The organism is Bacillus sp. FDAARGOS_235, assembly GCF_002073415.2.
GTDB classification, from domain to species: domain Bacteria; phylum Bacillota; class Bacilli; order Bacillales; family Bacillaceae_G; genus Bacillus_A; species Bacillus_A toyonensis.
Window position 1 is genome coordinate 218918 of sequence record NZ_CP020437.2, and the last position, 18864, is coordinate 237781.

Annotated in this window: 25 protein-coding genes; 18 read left to right on the forward strand and 7 right to left on the reverse strand. The window is 33.5% G+C overall.

Translation table 11 applies throughout. The features are described from left to right. Positions 1-29 precede the first annotated feature (29 nt). The 11 genes from A6J74_RS02730 (at position 30) to A6J74_RS02780 (ending at position 8354) form a co-directional block, all read left to right on the forward strand. Positions 30-446, forward strand: a complete 417-nt coding sequence (locus tag A6J74_RS02730; RefSeq protein ID WP_000680422.1) for a GNAT family N-acetyltransferase — start codon at positions 30-32, stop codon at positions 444-446. A 35-nt stretch (positions 447-481) separates the two neighbouring features. Beyond that, entirely contained in the window at positions 482-886 is a 405-nt protein-coding gene (locus A6J74_RS02735; protein WP_000288960.1) for a GNAT family N-acetyltransferase, read from the forward strand. Positions 887-901: 15 nt separating this feature from the next. Beyond that, positions 902-1255, forward strand: a complete 354-nt coding sequence (locus A6J74_RS02740) for an MmcQ/YjbR family DNA-binding protein (RefSeq protein WP_000994633.1) — start codon at positions 902-904, stop codon at positions 1253-1255. 21 nt (positions 1256-1276) lie between these two features. Next, the gene (locus A6J74_RS02745; protein ID WP_000650686.1) at positions 1277-1984 is read left to right on the forward strand and encodes a class I SAM-dependent methyltransferase; all 708 of its coding nucleotides are present in this window, start codon (positions 1277-1279) and stop codon (positions 1982-1984) included. Between the two features lie 65 nt (positions 1985-2049). Next, the gene (locus A6J74_RS02750; protein WP_001022591.1) at positions 2050-2436 is read left to right on the forward strand and encodes a ribosomal maturation YjgA family protein; all 387 of its coding nucleotides are present in this window, start codon (positions 2050-2052) and stop codon (positions 2434-2436) included. A gap of 26 nt (positions 2437-2462) precedes the next feature. After that, the gene (locus A6J74_RS02755; RefSeq protein ID WP_000389476.1) at positions 2463-3386 is read left to right on the forward strand and encodes a phosphotransferase enzyme family protein; all 924 of its coding nucleotides are present in this window, start codon (positions 2463-2465) and stop codon (positions 3384-3386) included. A 2-nt stretch (positions 3387-3388) separates the two neighbouring features. After that, positions 3389-3898 carry a DNA topology modulation protein gene (locus tag A6J74_RS02760; RefSeq protein ID WP_002106312.1) on the forward strand — a complete coding sequence of 170 codons (510 nt, stop codon included), beginning with the start codon at positions 3389-3391 and terminating at the stop codon, positions 3896-3898. Positions 3899-3934: 36 nt separating this feature from the next. Beyond that, positions 3935-4630 (forward strand): formylglycine-generating enzyme family protein, encoded by a 696-nt coding sequence (locus tag A6J74_RS02765; protein ID WP_001091311.1) that lies wholly within the window; start codon positions 3935-3937, stop codon positions 4628-4630. 74 nt (positions 4631-4704) lie between these two features. Continuing rightward, positions 4705-5901 carry a macrolide family glycosyltransferase gene (locus tag A6J74_RS02770; RefSeq protein ID WP_000101093.1) on the forward strand — a complete coding sequence of 399 codons (1197 nt, stop codon included), beginning with the start codon at positions 4705-4707 and terminating at the stop codon, positions 5899-5901. 76 nt (positions 5902-5977) lie between these two features. Continuing rightward, positions 5978-6514 (forward strand): hypothetical protein, encoded by a 537-nt coding sequence (locus A6J74_RS02775; protein WP_000440724.1) that lies wholly within the window; start codon positions 5978-5980, stop codon positions 6512-6514. 472 nt (positions 6515-6986) lie between these two features. Continuing rightward, entirely contained in the window at positions 6987-8354 is a 1368-nt protein-coding gene (locus A6J74_RS02780) for a lytic polysaccharide monooxygenase (protein ID WP_001065212.1), read from the forward strand. Positions 8355-8655: 301 nt separating this feature from the next. On the opposite strand, the gene A6J74_RS02785 is transcribed toward A6J74_RS02780, so the two are convergent. From A6J74_RS02785 to A6J74_RS02805, 5 genes are all read right to left on the reverse strand, one after another. Further along, positions 8656-9120 carry a hypothetical protein gene (locus A6J74_RS02785; RefSeq protein ID WP_000024959.1) on the reverse strand — a complete coding sequence of 155 codons (465 nt, stop codon included), beginning with the start codon at positions 9118-9120 and terminating at the stop codon, positions 8656-8658. 296 nt (positions 9121-9416) lie between these two features. After that, positions 9417-9920 carry an exosporium protein ExsF gene (exsF, locus tag A6J74_RS02790; RefSeq protein ID WP_000953228.1) on the reverse strand — a complete coding sequence of 168 codons (504 nt, stop codon included), beginning with the start codon at positions 9918-9920 and terminating at the stop codon, positions 9417-9419. A gap of 652 nt (positions 9921-10572) precedes the next feature. Further along, positions 10573-11007: a GNAT family N-acetyltransferase gene (locus A6J74_RS02795; RefSeq protein WP_001190873.1), complete on the reverse strand. Its 435-nt coding sequence runs from the start codon at positions 11005-11007 to the stop codon at positions 10573-10575. A 114-nt stretch (positions 11008-11121) separates the two neighbouring features. Beyond that, complete coding sequence (gene rpiA, locus A6J74_RS02800) at positions 11122-11784, reverse strand: ribose 5-phosphate isomerase A (RefSeq protein ID WP_080609287.1); 663 nt, start codon at positions 11782-11784, stop codon at positions 11122-11124. Positions 11785-11788: 4 nt separating this feature from the next. Continuing rightward, a complete protein-coding gene (locus tag A6J74_RS02805) occupies positions 11789-12109 on the reverse strand; it encodes a 2Fe-2S iron-sulfur cluster-binding protein (RefSeq protein WP_001125384.1) in 321 nt (106 codons plus the stop codon). Between the two features lie 143 nt (positions 12110-12252). Here A6J74_RS02805 and A6J74_RS02810 point away from each other — a divergent pair, with 143 nt between their 5' ends. Further along, positions 12253-12939 carry an RNA polymerase subunit sigma-70 gene (locus tag A6J74_RS02810; RefSeq protein ID WP_000337530.1) on the forward strand — a complete coding sequence of 229 codons (687 nt, stop codon included), beginning with the start codon at positions 12253-12255 and terminating at the stop codon, positions 12937-12939. Between the two features lie 21 nt (positions 12940-12960). Next, on the forward strand, positions 12961-13542 hold the full coding sequence (gene clpP, locus A6J74_RS02815; protein WP_000991620.1) for an ATP-dependent Clp endopeptidase proteolytic subunit ClpP: 582 nt from the start codon (positions 12961-12963) through the stop codon (positions 13540-13542). 44 nt (positions 13543-13586) lie between these two features. Here clpP and A6J74_RS02820 read toward each other — a convergent pair whose 3' ends face one another. Continuing rightward, positions 13587-14444, reverse strand: a complete 858-nt coding sequence (locus tag A6J74_RS02820; RefSeq protein ID WP_001227651.1) for a glycine betaine ABC transporter substrate-binding protein — start codon at positions 14442-14444, stop codon at positions 13587-13589. 171 nt (positions 14445-14615) lie between these two features. Between A6J74_RS02820 and A6J74_RS02825 the strand changes: the two genes are divergently transcribed. After that, on the forward strand, positions 14616-15821 hold the full coding sequence (locus tag A6J74_RS02825; RefSeq protein WP_000370604.1) for a quaternary amine ABC transporter ATP-binding protein: 1206 nt from the start codon (positions 14616-14618) through the stop codon (positions 15819-15821). After that, positions 15814-16650 carry an ABC transporter permease gene (locus tag A6J74_RS02830; protein ID WP_001084772.1) on the forward strand — a complete coding sequence of 279 codons (837 nt, stop codon included), beginning with the start codon at positions 15814-15816 and terminating at the stop codon, positions 16648-16650. Before A6J74_RS02825 ends, A6J74_RS02830 begins: the two co-directional genes overlap by 8 nt. Before the next feature lie 50 nt (positions 16651-16700). Here A6J74_RS02830 and A6J74_RS29705 read toward each other — a convergent pair whose 3' ends face one another. Then, positions 16701-16937: a hypothetical protein gene (locus A6J74_RS29705; protein ID WP_000283217.1), complete on the reverse strand. Its 237-nt coding sequence runs from the start codon at positions 16935-16937 to the stop codon at positions 16701-16703. Between the two features lie 211 nt (positions 16938-17148). Here A6J74_RS29705 and A6J74_RS02840 point away from each other — a divergent pair, with 211 nt between their 5' ends. The 3 genes from A6J74_RS02840 to A6J74_RS02850 all read left to right on the forward strand — a co-directional run bounded on the left by A6J74_RS02840 (position 17149) and on the right by A6J74_RS02850 (position 18804). Further along, positions 17149-17325 carry a glycine zipper domain-containing protein gene (locus A6J74_RS02840; RefSeq protein WP_001213777.1) on the forward strand — a complete coding sequence of 59 codons (177 nt, stop codon included), beginning with the start codon at positions 17149-17151 and terminating at the stop codon, positions 17323-17325. 116 nt (positions 17326-17441) lie between these two features. Next, positions 17442-17927, forward strand: coding sequence for an HIT family protein (locus A6J74_RS02845; RefSeq protein WP_002093704.1), 486 nt, complete (start codon positions 17442-17444; stop codon positions 17925-17927). Continuing rightward, positions 17905-18804: a PP2C family serine/threonine-protein phosphatase gene (locus A6J74_RS02850; protein ID WP_002155698.1), complete on the forward strand. Its 900-nt coding sequence runs from the start codon at positions 17905-17907 to the stop codon at positions 18802-18804. The genes A6J74_RS02845 and A6J74_RS02850 overlap by 23 nt, the downstream gene beginning before the upstream one ends. Positions 18805-18864 lie beyond the last annotated feature (60 nt).

The following is an 18864-nucleotide window of genomic DNA, read 5'->3' on the forward strand; positions in this document are numbered from 1 at the left end:
ATTTACTAAGTTGAAAGGAAGAAATATATATGAAACACATAGAGAATGGTACTCGTAATGAAGGAGAATACATTAGAAATAAAGTCATTCAATATAATATGTCCATCTTAACAGATGAAGTAAAGCAGCCGATGGAACAAGTAAGCCTTGTAGTGAAAGATGAGGAAGGAAAAATCTTTGGCGGCGTAACAGGAACGATGTATTTTTATCATCTTCATATCGATTTTTTATGGGTTGATGAATCCGTTCGTCATGATGGTTATGGAAGTCAACTGATACATAAAATCGAAGACATTGCGAAGGAAAAAGGATGTAGACTCATATTACTAGATTCATTTAGTTTCCAAGCACCGGGATTTTATAAAAAGCACGGCTACCGAGAATATGGTGTCGTTGAAGATCATCCGAAAGGGTATAGTCAACACTTTTTAGAAAAGAGATTATAATAATATTATGTATACTAGTTGATGGGAGAAAGAATATGTACACGTATAAATTACAACATGAACGACCAATTTGTGCAGAGAAAATAAAGAAGCTTTACGACTCTGTCGGTTGGTGGCCAGAAAGAAAAGAAATCGATATTGAAAAAATGTTAAAGAATAGCATAGCAATTGGGGTATGGAAAGAAAATGAGTTAATTGGGTTTGCTAGAGTCGTTTCAGATGGTGTTTTTCGAGCGTACATAGAAGATGTTGTCGTACATGAAAGTGTAAGAAATAAAGGCATTGGAGAGAATATGCTTACAATGTTACTGGAAGAGATATCTCATATTGATATTGTTAGTCTATTTTGCGGAGAGAAACTCATAAAGTTTTATGGGGAACAGCAATTTAAAGCGACGAAGCAAATTGTGATGCATCGTAATCAAATAGTGAAAGAATAAGAGGTGCCATTTAAAATGAATGCAACGAGAGCATATTGTTTATCAAAAAGAAAAGCGACAGAGGATTCTCCAAATGGCTGGAGTGCAACATGTATGAGACTCAATAATAAAATATTTGCGATAGTGAACCATGAAAAAGGTGAAAAAGCTGCAATTACATTAAAATGTAATCCTGAGCTCGCTTTACGAATAAGAGAAGATTATCCAGACACAATAATTCCAGGGTATCATATGAATAAGAAACATTGGAATACAGTGTATATACATAAGGGAGTAGAACAGGAGCAAATTAATAAAATGATCGATTGGTCGTATGAGTTAGTACTACAATCATTTTCAAAGAAAAAGCAGCAAGAGTTAATGGATTAATATGTATTAGGGGTGGATATAATGAAAGACGCAGTCAAAGATACGTATGATAAATTAGCGAGTACATATAAAGAAAATGTAGATTTGGCAAATCCATATAATAGTTATTATGAAAGACCTGCGATGATGGAGATTATTCCAAGGGAACTAGAAGGGAAGAGAATACTAGATGCTGGGTGTGCCGCTGGATGGTATACTTCTCAATTCGTAGGAAGAGGGGCTAACGTTACAGCAATTGACATAAGTCCTGAAATGGTAAAAGCCGTAAAAGAAAGTATGGGAGAAAAAGCAACGTTCCTTTGTCACGATTTGCAAGAAACATTGCCATTTGAAAATAATACGTATGATATCATTGTAAGTTCGTTAACTCTTCATTACTTAGAAAATTGGACGCAAGTATTTCAAGAGTTTCAGCGCGTATTGAAGCCGGGTGGAGAACTTATATATTCCGTTCATCATCCTTTTATGGATTTCACAAAGTTTACATGTGAAGATTATTTTGAAAAACAATTATTAGTAGATACTTGGGTTAAACCAAATATTACAATAGAAGTTAGTTTTTTTAGGAGGTCGCTCCAAGACATAATCAATGAAACAACAAACTATTTTGTATTAGAAAAAATAGTGGAACCGAAGCCGATTGAAAAGATGAGAGAAGTAGACAGAAAATCATATCATTATTTAAGTACAAATCCACATTTTCTTATTATGAAAGCAAGTAATAAATAGCTAGTAAAATGATTGTATTTTACTAGCTATTTGCAGTTTTACATGATGAATTAGGAGCTTTTGAAATGAATATAAAACGAAATCAATTACTATATGTAATGTTTACTATAGTCGTTATTATGTTAGGTCTTAGTTCTAGAAAATTTGCTTTTGCGTTACCTCATTTATTAAATGATTACTTAGGTGATGCTTTATGGGCATTAATGATTTTCGTTGGATTCGGATTTTTGTTTCCTAAAATAGAAACGAAGAAATTAGCTTTTATGAGTTTAATATTTTGCTACGGGATTGAAATTAGCCAATTGTACCATGCACCTTGGATTGATAATATTCGTGCAACGACTATAGGGGGACTCGTTTTAGGTTACGGATTTTTGTGGAGTGATGTAGTTGCTTATACAATTGGTGTTGGGATAGGAATGCTTTGTGAATTTATGTTACGGAAGAAATAAGTGAATTTTAAAAGGGGTATTTGTATATGGAGGATATATTAGAAATTGCAAAGTTTTGGTTTGAAGATGAAGATATCACAACTATTGAAGTTCAACCAAACGTAACGAAGATTTACTGTAATAATAAAGCGTATATTTTAAAGGAAAAGGGATCGATAAAACATTTTCTAGTTGAACTAAATGTATTAGAACAGCTTGATGAAAAAGGAGTTAAAGTACAAAAACTAGTAAAAATGAGAAATGATGAAAGGTACGTATTTTATAAAGAGAAGTATTATTGTTTGTACGAATATATTGGTGGAAGTGTACTAGAAATAAAAGATACAGAAAAGCTAAAAGAGCTAGGAAGTACAATTGGAGAGAAGATAGCTAATTTACATCAAGCACTATATTCAATGAATAGTGCTAACGAGTTAATAAAAAGAGAATTGTATAAAGTGGTATACAAATGGGCCTTACCAATTTTAGAAAAGAATGCATCTGTCCATCGGAATGTCGTTCGAAAAATGGATCAAATACGTACAGTTTTGAAGGAAACGGTTCACCCACTACCAAAACAAATTATTCATCGTGATATGCACTTATCGAATGTGATTTTTCATGACAATGAATTTCAAGGATTTATAGATTTTGAACTTTTAGAAAGCAATGTAAGAGTATTCGATTTATGCTACTGCTGTACAAGTATATTAAGTGAGCTATTTAGTGATGAAACAGGAAGAGGGAAATGGTTACATATTGTCAGCAAAATCTTTGAAGGATATTATAAACAAAGCATTTTAACGAGAGAAGAACTACAATCTATTTGGTATGTCATGCTTTCTATTCAAGTTATCTTTATTACTTATTTTGTTCAGTTACCAAATTTATTAAAGTTGAATGAAGAGATGTTCTTCTGGATTTTTGCAAATAAGGAAGATATTGAAGAATCTATAGTAAGGACCGTATGAATATGAAAAAAATCATATTAATTGGTTCTGGTGGTTCAGGAAAATCTACATTAGCAAAGCAGTTAGGAAATAAACTAAATATTAAGGTGCATCATCTTGATGCATTGTTTTGGAAAGCGAACTGGGAAGGTGTTCCTCGAGAAGAACAAAGAAAAGTTCAAAAAAACTTAATTAAAGAAGAAGAGTGGATTATTGATGGGAATTATGGCGGGACGATGGATTTAAGACTGAATGCAGCGGATACAATTATCTTTCTTGATATTCATAGAACGATTTGTGTTTATCGTGCTTTTAAAAGAATTGTACAATATCGAAATAAAACAAGACCGGATATGGGTGCCGGATGTGAAGAAAGACTAGATTTACAATTCTTTAAATGGATATGGGAGTATCCGAATAAGAAAAAACCTGCCATTTTAAAAAGACTAGATCAATTAAGTAAAGGAAAAGAAGTGATTATTTTAAAATCTCCAAATGAAGTGAAACGGTTTTTGAAGAAGTACGATAAGTAGTTAGATTTTAAAAAGAAGTAATATGGGGGGATACTATTGAATACATTCATTCGCTCGATTGATTCTAATATGATGGAAATTCCAGCAGGAGAGGTAGTATTAAGAGATGATCGAATAAAAAAAGAATGGCAAGTTCAAATAAAACCATTCCTTCTTGCAAAGTATGCTGTAACAATGGAAATATATAATGCCATTACAAATCCTACATTAAATAATGATAAAGATAGTAATAAACCAATTGTAAATATTTCATGGAATGATACAATTGCTTTTTGTAATTTACTTTCTAAACAAGCGGGATTAACAGCGTATTATTCTATTAGTGATGATGGAAAAAAGGTTAGTTGTAATATAGAATCTGACGGCTACCGATTGCCATATGAGGCAGAGTGGCAATACGCATGTAAAGCAGGTACGACGGGATATACATATGGGGAACTTCAGAAAATAGCGTGGTATAATGAAAATTCAATTGGACAAATTCATGACGTCGGTAAAAAAGAGCCGAATGCATGGGGACTTTATGATATGTTAGGAAACGTTTGGGAATGGTGCTATGATTTGTATGATGAAAAAGTGTACGGATCGTACCGAATTTTTCGTGGTGGTAGTTGGGCTGAAGCAGCTAGAGGTTGCGGTGCGACTTGTCGCCGTCGTAGCCATCCTACATTTCATATAGACGATCTCGGTTTTAGGCTTGCTAGGTCAATTGAGCAGGAAAATGATACATAAAATACCGTGAAGAGTATGGAAAATATCCATACTCTTTACAACATAGAAATTTTAAAATGTAAGGAGTATTTTGAATGGCACGTATTTTATTCATTAACGCTGGATCAGAAGGACATATAAATCCAACATTACAAGTTGTAGAAGAACTGATTTCTCGCGGTGAAGAGGTCGTTTATTTTTCAATAGAGGCTTTCAGGGAGCGTATTGAGAAGACAGGTGCTACTGTACGAACAATAGATGATCAAAAATTTATACAAGCATTTCTTTCCGGTGGTCGAAATTATTTACAGGAAAGAATAAACGGCCTTCTACATACAGCAGATATTGTAATACCTAGTGTTTTAGAGCAAATTGAAGGAGAATATTTTGATTACATGATCCACGATTCTATGTTTGGCTGTGGTCATTTAATTGCCCAAATTCTTAATCTTCCGGCCATAAATTCCTGTACATCTTTTGCGCAGGATGAAAAATCATTTAAACAAATGTTAGACCATCTTTCTAAAAATATCCCAGTGGAAGTGCAGAATAGAATATATAATGATTTTCAAAACTTAACTAGAGAAATTGCAGGGAAATATGGTGTTGAAATAAATTCACCGTATGAAGTTTTCTGTAATCCAGCACCGCTTACTATTGTGTATACGATTAAGGAGTTCCAACCTTTTGGTAATACGTTTAATGAAACATTTAAATTTGTAGGTCCATCTATTTCTGCACAAGGGGAAAATGAAGATTTTGATTATACTTCAATTGAAGAACAAAGCCTGATTTACATTTCACTAGGTACTGTTTTTAATGAAGCAATTAATTTTTATAAACTTTGTATGAAGGCATTCGAAAATAGTAAACATACAATTGTTATGTCTATTGGTAGTAAAACGAAAATAAGTGATTTAGGTGATATTCCTAAAAACTTCATTGTGAAAAACTATGTACCGCAAACTGAACTACTTACATATACAAAATTATTTATTACACATGGCGGGATGAACAGTATGCATGAAGGACTATATAACGGAGTTCCACTCGTTGTAATTCCGCAAAATGCAGATCAGCCAGTAATCGCAAAGCGAGTAGAGAGTCTCGGAGCAGGAGTTAAATTGCAAATGCAAGGATTAACTGCGGATAAACTTAGTAAAAGTGTAGAAATAGTATTAAGTAATCCATCATATAAAGAAGCTGCTTTGAATTTGAAGGAGTCTCTCCGAAAATCAGGTGGGTATACGCAAGCAGTTGATGAAGTTTTTAAATTTACTGGCCGGTATTAAAACTATATATGTGAAAGGGTGTCTATATTAAATGATGTAGACACTTTTATGTTATATGAAGCGAGGAATTAATTATATGGAAAGAATGAAGGTATTAAATGTGAATTTTGAAGATATGACAGCTACACCATTTTTTCAAGTGGAGGCAAAAAATAGAATTAGATTCGATATAGAATTATTTGAGGGGAATTTGAGAAAATTAAGAGGACTACTGACTGAACTTTTTAAAAGCCCCGATACAATTGACGTTTCATTTACTTCCGGTTATATAACATATGGTAAAAGTAAGAGAGTAAATGAGAAAACAAAAATTGGAAGGTTCATGAAGATTAAAAATTGGACCGAAACGCAAGTAGACGTTGATGATCTTGAAAGTACAATCATATTTACTACGATTAAAGGTGTCAATGAAGATGAAGTATATAAATATTGCAAGTATGTCGTTAGTGGTGGTCAGCAAGCGTATATTTCTTTTTATAACGATACTTATTTGCTGTATATAAGTACAGACGTAATTGACATTATTTCACCAGATACAAGTTTAATAGAAAAATTAAAAATCCAATACTATGAAGAGTATGACAAGTTTTATGAGACTATTTTGAAACATTAAGGATTATTCGCAATACATAAGTAATTTCACGTACCCAATAGAGATATATATTGAATATGGAAATGGAAGGGTGTTTCAAAAAATTTAATCTCACATTACTATGCATATCAAGTTGATTAAGAAATATTTCGAGAAGACTTGGTGCAATCCATCCGCTTATACAAAATGCTTTTATATGGCCTTTTTTTACAAGATTTATAATTGCTATTGCGAACTTTTACTTTATAATTTTAAGATGTAGTTTTATGTGTTAGTAATAATTTCACTGTTTCTGCACAACTTCTGCACGTGTTTAGGTAATTTCTATGTCATGATATATTCAGTAAGTGAAATATATCAAATGGAATGAAATATTTCTTTACTACGGTGTATGCATAACTTATGCATACATCACTACAATATTGTCTCGTGTTATTCTTTTACATCAAAGCCCACATTACACTACGAAGTATAACAAGAAGGGGACATGAACATGAATAATCGAATTTTAAAACATCTACAGAACATGAAAATGAACAAAAAAAGTCTAGGAGCTGTTGCATTAACAGCGGGAATTATCGGCACGACACTTATTCCTCAAAATGCTTACGCGCATGGTTTTGTTGAAAAGCCTGGCAGCCGTTCCGCTTTATGTAGTCCAACTTATGGTGCACTAAATGTAAACTGCGGAAGTGTTATGTATGAACCACAAAGCTTAGAAGCACCAAAAGGATTCCCGCAAGCTGGTCCAGTTGATGGACAAATCGCTTCTGCAGGCGGAAAATTTGGTGGTATTTTGGATCAACAAACAGCGGATCGTTGGTTTAAAAATACAATCACTGGCGGAGAAAATACGTTTACTTGGAAGTTTACAGCGCCACATTTAACAAGCAAATGGCACTACTACATTACTAAAATAGGCTGGAATCCAAATAAAGCACTAACAAGAGCAGACTTTGAGCCAATTGGAACTGTACAACATGATGGTTCCGCAGCTTCAAATAATGTAGCACACAAAATCAATGTACCTACGGATCGTAGTGGCTACCATGTGATTTTAGCTGTATGGGATGTAGCTGATACAGCAAATGCGTTCTATAATGTAATTGATGTAAATCTCATCAATAATGTGAAACCAGACACAGAAGCGCCAAGTATTCCAAATGGAATTCAGACACAAAAAGTAACAGCGAATAGTATAGAACTAACATGGAACACTTCTACGGATAATGTAGGAGTAAAAGGGTATCAAATCTTCCGTAACGGAGAGATGATTGACACCGTACCAGGCACTCATTTTATTGATAAGAAATTACAACCAAGTACAGAATACTCTTATACTGTAAAAGCAATTGACGCAGCTGGCAATGTATCGAAAGAAAGTACAGCGCTTACAGCAAAAACAACAGTTGAGGCTCCTGATACAGAAGCACCAACACAACCAAAAGGATTACATAGTATGGGAACGACAGCGTCAAGTGTGGACCTAATGTGGAGTCCATCTGACGATAATGTTGGTGTAGACCATTACGATATTTATAGAGAAATAGAAGGAACAATGAAAAAAATCGCAACATCTAATACGACTTCTTATATGGATAATAATTTACTCGCTAATAAGACTTATAAATATGTAGTGAAAGCTGTTGATGTAGCTGGAAATGAATCCGTACAAAGTGATATATTCACAATTACTACAAAAACTGAAAGCGTTTCATATGGAGAGTGGGATGCAAAGAAAGCGTATAAAAAGGGTGATAGAGTCCTATACGAAGGAAAAGTGTATGAAGCCGTACAAAATCATCAAGGAAATGGGGATCCAAACTGGATTTATGCTTTATCCTTATGGAGAGCAGTGTAAGTTTTACCTCAAAATGAAATAAAAGATAATGGGCTTTGATGCAAAAAAAGGAAGCTTGAGAATTCACTTTTCTGCTTATAAAAAAGACGACGTATTCAGCGTCGTCTTTTTTATAAATTTTACTTTCCTCCATTAAATGATGATAAGTCCCGTAATTAAACAAAAGCGTTAATATAATAAAAAAGGAGAAATGAGAAATGTATAGAAAAATCGTTGAGTATGATTCTAAAATGTTTTTAAAAATGTGGTGAGTGAAAAAAAGAACCCTTTATAAAAGGGGTTCTTCTGGTGAGTGAATCTATTAATTGCAATCTTGATAATATTCATCACATGAATCGTTATTCTCGTTACAGCAAATACAAAATGTTTTTTGGACAAATAAACTAACTATACTAGTAGAACCTTCCTGTTTTGTAAGAGTAAGACTTTGAAAATCTTCAACTTGAAATATTTTTGTTTGAACAGGTTGTAATGTTGTAGTAATTGGGCGGCTAGATTTTCTTGTGAGAATAGTTACTTGAACGGGTGCACTCATGCCGACGACGAATAACTGAATTAATGTTTTATTATGATTGTTTGTAAAATCCTCGAATACAGTTTGTGGAGCAGTGGTTTCAAGGAAAACAGATACAGGTATATTTCCATTTGCATTTTCTGCAGAACCAGCAATTGTATGGGTTTCAATAAAACAGTTATTTTTTTGATCGTCCGAATGTGATTGTTTTTTATAATATTTTTTACCATCTTTATAAAAATAATTTGCCATACTTATGTTACTCTCCTTTCTTTGAGATATCAATATATATTATTAAACAAAAGGAAAAAGTGCTTGTACAAAAGGTTAACATCCGCTATCGTAAATAATTGAAAACGCTATTTGATATGTATATAATTTGAGAATGTTTTAGTTTTTAAGTAAAAATAAAGCACACATTAAAGTGTGCTCCTATGAAAGCTTTAAATTTGTATGACTAAATAGTCACCATACAATAAAATATGCTTATTTAATATAAATGTGTGTCGAATCTATAATAATATATTTCGGCTCACATTGCGTTTTTATTACCGAATTTGTGCAACCGTTAACGCTGCCGAACGAATGTCTACAGTACCAATTACTTCAACGGGTACAATTTGAATTAAATCACCAGGGTTTAAGTTAATGAGAATGACACCACTGGATACATCAACTTCACCAGTGCCAAAAATATTAGAACGGACTGCGGTTCCAGATCCTGCAATAATATTAGTTGATGAGTTTAGTGTCAAGAAAAATCGTGCTGCTTCCGGTGCTACGGGAACATTATCAAGGCTAATTGTTAGTGTATAACTAATTTGATATATACCAGCTATTTGAATTCTAATACCAGTTCCAATACTAATTGTATCATTTATTACGGGAACGGTAATATTAGGATTTGGCCCTGTACTAGGTAATAGTAGTGGGGTGAATAATGTTGCAAATTGAGGTGAAGTAGCATTGAAAGCAAAACCAAGGGCAGGTAGTGTACTAGGGGCTTGTGCACCACAATTAAAGTGCGTGAATTTACGACTAGATGAGAGCATATTTTCACTCCTTTCTTTCATTTAGATAACGTAAGTAATAATCTCACGTTTTGGACAAGCATAATACAATATATGAAAATTTATAGTACAAAGTGCAGAAGTGTTACTATTACGGATAATTTTTAATTTTATATAGAAAAAAAGCAGCTAGCCGAATTAGCAAACTACTTGGTAGGTTTTTAAAGAGAAAACAGGAGAATATTGACGGGATATAGATCTTTATTCAGAGGGTTCAAATACCATTAAAGAAAAAAATATAGCATACCGCATTCCAAATCATGCAATCTAAATAATTGTAAAGGTTATATATTATAAAAACTATATAAATAGTCCTCTTGAAAAATTTTGAAATTGGCCAGCAATACAGGGGTAGGTGTAATAGTATCAATTTTTAATTTTATATAGAAGTCACTATTAGGTACATGAATGTATGACTCTCAATACATGGGGATTAAATTTTTTGTACAAGAATTTCATCTTGCGGGTCGTTGGTTTTAATAACTCGAAAGCGGTAGGAACATTATACTGCCAGCAAATTGAAGGTTTATAGATATGATATTAGAATATCCACCAAAAATAATTCAAAACGAATAAGATACAAAAAAGGTTACTATAAGAATACTTCATGTAAATTCATATAGTAACCTTTCTATTATGATAATACTTTCGTCATAAGTATATGTGGAATGCCATCTTCCATAAATACATTGGAAGAAGTTTGATAGTTTAATTTTTTATAAAATCCTTCAGCTTGTGTTTGCCCGTGTAGTTTCACTTTTGTAGCTTTTTTACTACGGGCAATTTCTTCTAACGTTTGAATAATTACTTTACCTAATCCGTATGTACGATAATCTTTTAAAATACAAATGCGTTCTAATTTTCCGGCACCATCAACAAATCGTATACGACCTGTACCTACAGGAAGTTCATTATAATAAACTAAAATATGTTTACATTCTTCACCAATTTCATCAAATGTATCGAATTCATCTTCAAGAGGGACACCTTGTTCTTTTATAAATACTTCTTTTCGAATGTGAAAGGCAGTTTCTAAATCTGTAAGTTCTGTTATGAGTTTGGATTGCAAATTGTTCAGTCCTTTCTAGTGTAATCAGCTTTTGTTTTCATAGTATATCATAATAAATACCTATAAAGAGAAGAAGAAAATAATAAAAAGCCGACTTTAAAAAGTCAGCTTTCATTATAGTTCCTTTATCCCGTTTTTAGTACCGATAATCGCTTTCTTTGTCATATTTATAAACAATCCTGAATCAACTACACCAGTAATCATTTTTAATTGTTCGTGTAAATTAGCAGGATTAGATATATGATTAGGAAATATACAATCGATAATCATGTTATTATTATCGGTAATAAAGGTTCCATTATTTTTTATACGTAACGTTGTTTGACACCCTAAAGATTGAATTTTACTTTCGGTTTGTTTCCATGAAAAAGGGATAATTTCAACAGGCAATGGGAAATTACCTAAACGAGCCACAAGTTTTGATTCATCAGCAATAATAATGAGTTCTTTAGAGGAGGAGGCAACAATTTTCTCACGAAGTAATGCGCCACCGCCGCCTTTTATAAGCTGTAAATCGGAATCAATTTCATCCGCTCCATCAATTGTAAGATCAAGACTTTGTACGTTATTTAAAAAAATCAGCGGGATGTTTAGTTGCTTTGCTAAAGCTTCAGTTTCCTTTGATGTTGGTACAGCTTGAAAGTATAGCCCGTCTTGTACAAGTTGACCTAATTTTTGTATCGTCCAATATACGGTAGATCCTGTGCCTAGTCCAATGTTCATTCCATCTTTTACAAAGTTAGCAGCATATTCGCCAACAAGTTGTTTTAAATTCATCATTTTACTCCGCTGGGCGTGGACCGGTAGCTAATCCTGAATTTTCAACTGTAAGTACCGGACGAACGACTATATCTTTATGTACACGCATTTGACAAGATAATCGTAAATGATCTTCAATCCCTTTTTCTGTCATCGCATTTTTTTCATTCGCACTCGCTTCACAGAAATCACCCGCTATAATTTCTACTCTGCAAGTTGTGCAACGTGCATTTCCACCACAACGATGAAGAATGTTTACACCGTTATCTTCAATTGCTAATACTAACTTTGTTCCTTCTTTCACATCAAAAGTGCCAGCACCTTCAATTGTTAATTTTGGCAAATTTGTTCCTCCTCACGTAAAATTGTACATAACATATTTATGACCGCGAATTATTGAATATAAACATTATTTTTTTTTAAGTCCCGTAACTTTTTTGTTTCATCAATCGTTTATTAAGTAAGCGCTGAAAAGGAGTGGTTATTTTGTGCACAAAAGTAACGCAATTGTTTAAGAAACATATCGATATGAATCATTCAAATATAAATTTTTTGATTGAAAATTATGCAGAGTTAAAAAGGTATTGTACGTTTTTAACGAAAAACAGATGGGATGGGGAAGATCTCGCCCAAGAAACAGTTTGTAAAGTTCTTCAAAAATATAGTAATAAAGATATTTGCATGACACTTGTATATAAAATAGCTAGAAATCGTTGGTTAGACCAGATAAAGTCAAAATCAGTTCATGAAAAAATAAGGGAACAAATTACTTTCGAAGAACCACATGAAAAAATTGCAGATTTGCATGAAATGGTAGGGAAAGTATTATCTTCATTAAATGTACAACAATCCACAATTTTATTATTAAAGGATGTTTTTCAATATAGTATCGCTGATATCGCTAAAGTATGTTCTGTATCGGAAGGAGCAGTGAAAGCTTCTTTATTTCGGAGTAGAAATAGGCTGAAAACTGTAAGTGAAGAAGGGCTAGAAATCGTTGAATTCACAGAAGATATTGATATTGTTGTAACGTCTATTCGTGAAGAAAGGCCGGAATTGTTAACTAAGCTTCTTCCAACAATAGATTTTACGAAGTTACCAACTAAACAACCTGTCTTATTATTCAGTGCGAAAAACCCTTCTTCCTACAGTTGTATGCTTTGTGCGGCATAACAATTATTGGAGGGATTTAAAATGAATGCAATTCCATATGTAGTAGAGCAAACGAAATTAGGAGAACGTTCCTATGATATATATTCAAGGTTATTAAAAGACCGAATTATTATTATCGGTTCAGAAATTAACGATCAAGTAGCGAGTAGTGTTGTAGCTCAATTATTATTTCTAGAAGCGGAAGATGCAGAGAAAGATATATATTTATACATTAATAGCCCAGGCGGATCAACGACAGCAGGTTTTGCAATATTAGATACAATGAACTTAATTAAACCAGACGTGCAAACACTTTGTATGGGATTTGCAGCATCATTTGGTGCGTTGTTACTCTTATCAGGTGCAAAAGGAAAACGATTTGCATTGCCTAACAGTGAAATTATGATTCATCAACCGCTTGGTGGTGCGCAAGGGCAGGCAACTGAAATCGAAATAACAGCAAAAAGAATTTTAAAGCTAAAGCATGATATTAATAAAATGATTGCAGAAAAAACAGGGCAACCGATTGAAAGGGTAGCACATGATACAGAAAGAGATTATTTTATGACTGCAGAAGAAGCGAAGGAATATGGGATTGTAGATGATGTTGTTACGAAAAAATAAGATAAAACAGGCTAGAGAATATGCGAATTCTCTAGCCTGTTTTATTAATCTTTTATCCATTCATCAACTAACGATTGATTCTTTTCAATCCATTTTCGTGCTGCTTCTTCTGGATCTTTCGTTTTATTTAACATGACCATTAATGTACCAAGTTGCTCATCGTTCATTTTCCATTTATCAAAGTATTTCACAATATCCGGATGATCTTTTTCGAAACCTTTACGAACGGAGTAATAAATGTCATCTTTTTCACCATATACTTTCTTAGGGTCTTTTAAATATTTTAAATCAAATTCTGAAAAACCCCAATGAGGATTCCAAAGCGTAACAGCGATTGGTTTCTTTTTCGTATATGCCTTTTTTAATTCACTCATCATCGCAGCTTCTGAAGATTGGACAAGTTTTAGTTTAATATCATATTCTTTCATCGCCTTATTTGTTAAATTCATTAGGCTGCTGCCAGGTTCGATTCCGACGATTTTGTTATCTAGTTCATCTTTATGTGCATTTAAATCCTCGATACTGTTTATGTTTTTCAAATAAGAAGGAACGACAAGGCCAAGCCCTGTACCTTCATACCATTTTGATTTTAAGACAATGTCATTTTTATATCGATCATTTAATGGTTTATCCGTAACAGGCAGCCATACTTCTAAATTTGCATCAACATCACCACGAGCGACACCAGTCCAAATTGCCGCTTTTTCTAAATACATGAGTTCAACTTTGTAGCCTTTTTGTTCTAATAACACTTTCCACATGTTTGCAGTTGCAATATTTTCTTTCCAACTTGTTACACCAAGTTTAATTTTTCCTTTCGAATTTGCATTTGTTGCATTACATGAGGTGAAAATCATAGTAATAAATAATGCAAGGCATATAAGCCATATTTTCTTTCTCATTGAAAACCTCCTAAGAAACGTTTGCCTTTTTAATTAAATGTATAAGTAAGCATTCTTATTATGAACGGAAACGAGAATTTTAAAGAAATCTTATGAATGTCATTTTTATGTAATATTTCTTTGTAAAATCGCAACACTATGTAAATAGATGGGTAGAAAAGGAGTAGTGACATGGATAATACAAAGGTGCGTGTTGAAAACGTAACAAAAGTATTTGGGAAACACCCGCAAAGAGCCCTTTCCTTATTAAAAGAAGGAAAAAGCAAATCCGAAATTTTAAAAGAGACCGGAATGAATGTTGGTGTGAAAAAGGCAACGTTTGAAGTATTCTCTGGAGAAATATTCGTTATTATGGGGCTGTCGGGTAGCGGGAAATCAACGTTAGTACGCATGCTAAATCAATTAATTAAGCCAACCGCAGGTCATATTTACATAGATGGTGAAGACATCGCAACTATGGGGAAAGAGGAATTACGAAGAGTAAGAAGAACGAAAATGAGTATGGTGTTTCAGAAGTTTGCTCTATTTCCGCATCGTACTGTTTTACAAAATGTTGCATACGGATTAGAAATACAAGGAGTTCCAGTAGAAGAACGAGAGAAAAAAGCGTTAGAGTCACTTAAGTTAGTGGGACTCGATCATCATAAAGACAATTATCCAAGTCAACTTAGTGGTGGGATGCAACAGCGAGTTGGTATTGCGAGAGCGCTTACGAATGATCCGGATGTTTTACTTATGGATGAATCATTTAGTGCATTAGATCCGCTTATTCGAAAAGAAATGCAAGATGAATTGTTAGAGCTACAAGATAAAATGGAGAAAACAATAATATTTATTACTCATGATTTAGATGAAGCACTTCGAATTGGAGATCGTATTGCATTAATGAAAGATGGAGAAATTGTTCAAATTGGAACGCCTGAAGAAATTATGATGAGCCCTGCTAATGAATTTGTAGAGAAATTTGTTGCGGATGTGAATTTAGGAAAAGTAATTACGGCGGAGTCTATATTAAAACGACCGGAGACTTTATTAATTGACCGTGGACCTCGTGTGGCACTGCAAATTATGAGAAATGCGGGCGTTTCTACAGTATATGTTGTAAACAAAAAGTATGAGTTTTTAGGTATATTAACCGCAGATGATGCAAGTAAAGCAGTACAAAAACAGTGGCCGATTGCTGATTTATTACTTAACGATATTCCGCACGTTTATTTAGATACTTTACTTGAAGAGACGTATGCAAAAATGGCAGAGATGAAATATCCGTTACCCGTTATTGATGAGAAGAAAAGGTTAAGAGGAATTATTAAACGTGAAAGTGTCATTCAAGCTCTTGCAGGTAACATTGAGGAAGAGGTGAAAGACGATGAATAGTATACCGCGTATTCCATTAGGGGAATGGGTCGACTCGTTTGTTGCAAGTTTATATGAGAACTTTGAAGGCTTGTTCCGAGGATTCTCTTATATTATCGGTGGATTCGTTGATTTACTCACTAATTTTTTAACAATAATACCAGCTATATTGATGATTATTATACTATGTTTCCTCATTTGGTACACAACGAGAAAATTATCTTTAGTTATTTTTACACTCATCGGATTGTTATTTATTTTAAATATTAACTATTGGGCACAAACGATGCAAACATTAGCGCTCGTACTTACGTCTGTTATTATTTCGATTATTGTCGGAATTCCAATCGGTATTTTAGCATCTCAAAATGAGCGTTTCTCAAAGTTTTTAAAACCAACATTAGATTTTATGCAAACAATGCCCGCATTCGTATATCTCATACCAGCGATTACATTTTTCGGAGTAGGTGTAGTACCTGGCATAATTGCATCAGTAATCTTTGCGATGCCACCAACAATCAGATTTACAGACTTAGGAATTAGACAAGTTCCGGAAGATTTAATTGAAGCAGCGAATGCATTTGGATCCACAGCATCACAAAAACTATTTAAAGTACAATTACCACTCGCAACTGGGACGATCATGGCCGGAGTGAATCAAAGTATTATGCTTTCGTTATCGATGGTTGTAACAGCGTCACTTGTAGGAGCACCAGGACTAGGAGTAGATGTGTACCGTTCTGTAACACAAGTTAATATCGGAATGGGATTTGAAGCGGGACTAGCCATTGTTGTCATCGCGATTATATTAGACCGCATTACACAAGGATTTCACCAAAAAAGAAAATAACAAAAAAAAACACACTTTATTATACAAAGTGTGTTTTTTGTTCGAAAAGATTACATACGAACAATAACAGAACCGCCAGCTGGTGCACAAACTTGATTTTTTTCTTGTTCCATTGATTTTATTAATTGATTATTTTCTTCGATTAATGAGATTAATTTCGCTAATTGGCTTTCAAGACTTGCGATGCGCTGCATCATATATTGAGAATCGTGATGCAGTGTATTTCTTACGGGATGGGGGGAGTAAGCATATTGTTGATTTATATTTGGATTCCAATGAGGATACATTTGAATCGTTCCTCCTTCAATGAATAACTGATCTTTCTTATAGTAAATGCCTATGTAGATGTAATGGTGACTTGAAAATTCTTTCATATAAAGAGGATTAAATAGGGGGAATGGAAAAGTAATAAAGTACATTTTTTGGAAATTTTCAAGTGGGATAGAAAATATATTAGGAAATAGCAACATTCATGTAAATATTATATTGGGAGAAATGATGAGAGGAGATGCTATTTTGGCTAATAATAAAAAAAGAAATAATGCAATGACAATTGGTGTCGCTATAGGCGTTGTAATCGGCGTAGTACCTGGCTTATTTACTGATAATGTAGTAATTGGAATTGCGATTGGGATTGTAATTGGAATGGGGATTGCGGTTTTGAAGAAGGAATGAGGTGCAAATTATTAAAATGAAATAATGTAAAAATTCCTAATTAAAAAGATTGAATTTTCGGAATAAAAAACCTGTTTTTTCCTTTTTTTATGATATTATATATAAAAAGGATGGTGATGGATATGTCAATATACAATCCAGCAGAACAAAACTGCTTCATTTGTGAAAAACATAAAGGAAACATTATAGTTCCAGGTGACGCTATTTATGAAGACGATCTTATATACGTTGGACATGTCCATTGGGATACAGAAGAAACATATCTCGGTTACGTAATGATTGATATAAAAAGACATGTACCTGGTCTTGCTGAATTAAATGAAGATGAGGCGAAAGCATTTGGACTTATAACAAGTAGAATAAGTAAAGCGCTAACAGAAAACGAAGGTGCAGAACATATTTACACGTTTGTTTCGGGTAATGGTGTACCGCATTTACATATGCATATTATTCCCCGTTATCCGGATACACCAAGAGAATTTTGGTCGCCTACTGAAGTAGCAAATTGGACTGGTGCACCATATGGAGGTTCTGAAGAAATTAAAAAACTATGTGAAAGAATACGAAAGTATATGGTAAATGAGTATGCATACAACAAATAATAACCAATATTCATGGGTTGGAAATACGGAAATGTGTTTAGGGGAAATCTCAGTTAAGCAATATGATGACATTGTACTTGGTAAATACGGTGGGAATATAAGTGCCGGAGCAAAAAAGAATGAAGACGGTGCGTTAGTTTGGTCAAATGATGATTGGGAATTTGCAGCTATTTTAGACGGGCATAATAGCGCAGAAAGTGTTGATTTAGTTATACATACAATCGAAAAAGAATATGAAAATATAAAAATAATGATGAATGAACGAATTGAAACAGTTTTTCAATCAGTTGCAAATCATATACTTACAATTTTTCAATCCTCCTCATTTAAAGAAAAGTGCAAAAGAGTTAAAGGTGAAACAGCTTTTTTACTATGTGTAAGAAAAGAAAACTATATATGGTGGCTATCTATTGGAGACTGTCTCGTTTATGTATTTCATGATGAATTACATAAATTAGGGCAATACGCACTAAATCAACGTCATTTTTACGAATGGATTGGCAATGTAAATACATTTGAATTACCTGTACCTTGCTATTCATCAGGAATTCGTGAATTACGTACTGGCAACAATCGAATTGTAATGGTGACAGATGGGGTATTAGAATGTGGGGAACGTCGTTATGAAACGCCATTAAATCTGTATAACGATATGAATGAAAATAAGATAGAGCTTAAAGAAAATGTTCACAATGTTTTAGAACACGTGCATCATCAATTGGGGCGAGATAGTGCAACAATTATTAGTTGGGATGTTGAAAATAAAAAGAATGCTACGTATCCGAGTGATCAGCCGGAGAAAATAAAAGGAGGGGGGTCCGTCAATTATAAAAATGGCTCTATTAATTTTATAGGTACTATCCATATTCGATTATGAAAGAATAGCAAGAAAAAAGTTAAACATCCTGAAACAAAAAGGATGAGAAATAGATTGTTG

Coding starts and splice junctions, on each gene's coding strand:
- A6J74_RS02770 (WP_000101093.1), top strand. CDS start 4,705: ATGGCACGTATTTTATTCATTAACGCTGGATCAGAAGGACATATAAAT.
- A6J74_RS02735 (WP_000288960.1), top strand. CDS start 482: ATGTACACGTATAAATTACAACATGAACGACCAATTTGTGCAGAGAAA.
- A6J74_RS02825 (WP_000370604.1), top strand. CDS start 14,616: ATGGATAATACAAAGGTGCGTGTTGAAAACGTAACAAAAGTATTTGGG.
- A6J74_RS02840 (WP_001213777.1), top strand. CDS start 17,149: ATGAGAGGAGATGCTATTTTGGCTAATAATAAAAAAAGAAATAATGCA.
- A6J74_RS02785 (WP_000024959.1), bottom strand. CDS start 9,120: ATGGCAAATTATTTTTATAAAGATGGTAAAAAATATTATAAAAAACAA.
- clpP (WP_000991620.1), top strand. CDS start 12,961: ATGAATGCAATTCCATATGTAGTAGAGCAAACGAAATTAGGAGAACGT.
- A6J74_RS02780 (WP_001065212.1), top strand. CDS start 6,987: ATGAATAATCGAATTTTAAAACATCTACAGAACATGAAAATGAACAAA.
- A6J74_RS02730 (WP_000680422.1), top strand. CDS start 30: ATGAAACACATAGAGAATGGTACTCGTAATGAAGGAGAATACATTAGA.
- A6J74_RS02745 (WP_000650686.1), top strand. CDS start 1,277: ATGAAAGACGCAGTCAAAGATACGTATGATAAATTAGCGAGTACATAT.
- A6J74_RS02760 (WP_002106312.1), top strand. CDS start 3,389: ATGAAAAAAATCATATTAATTGGTTCTGGTGGTTCAGGAAAATCTACA.
- A6J74_RS02740 (WP_000994633.1), top strand. CDS start 902: ATGAATGCAACGAGAGCATATTGTTTATCAAAAAGAAAAGCGACAGAG.
- A6J74_RS29705 (WP_000283217.1), bottom strand. CDS start 16,937: ATGTATCCTCATTGGAATCCAAATATAAATCAACAATATGCTTACTCC.
- A6J74_RS02845 (WP_002093704.1), top strand. CDS start 17,442: ATGGATATGTCAATATACAATCCAGCAGAACAAAACTGCTTCATTTGT.
- A6J74_RS02775 (WP_000440724.1), top strand. CDS start 5,978: ATGGAAAGAATGAAGGTATTAAATGTGAATTTTGAAGATATGACAGCT.
- rpiA (WP_080609287.1), bottom strand. CDS start 11,784: ATGAATTTAAAACAACTTGTTGGCGAATATGCTGCTAACTTTGTAAAA.
- A6J74_RS02755 (WP_000389476.1), top strand. CDS start 2,463: ATGGAGGATATATTAGAAATTGCAAAGTTTTGGTTTGAAGATGAAGAT.
- exsF (WP_000953228.1), bottom strand. CDS start 9,920: ATGCTCTCATCTAGTCGTAAATTCACGCACTTTAATTGTGGTGCACAA.
- A6J74_RS02830 (WP_001084772.1), top strand. CDS start 15,814: ATGAATAGTATACCGCGTATTCCATTAGGGGAATGGGTCGACTCGTTT.
- A6J74_RS02750 (WP_001022591.1), top strand. CDS start 2,050: ATGAATATAAAACGAAATCAATTACTATATGTAATGTTTACTATAGTC.
- A6J74_RS02820 (WP_001227651.1), bottom strand. CDS start 14,444: ATGAGAAAGAAAATATGGCTTATATGCCTTGCATTATTTATTACTATG.
- A6J74_RS02850 (WP_002155698.1), top strand. CDS start 17,905: ATGAGTATGCATACAACAAATAATAACCAATATTCATGGGTTGGAAAT.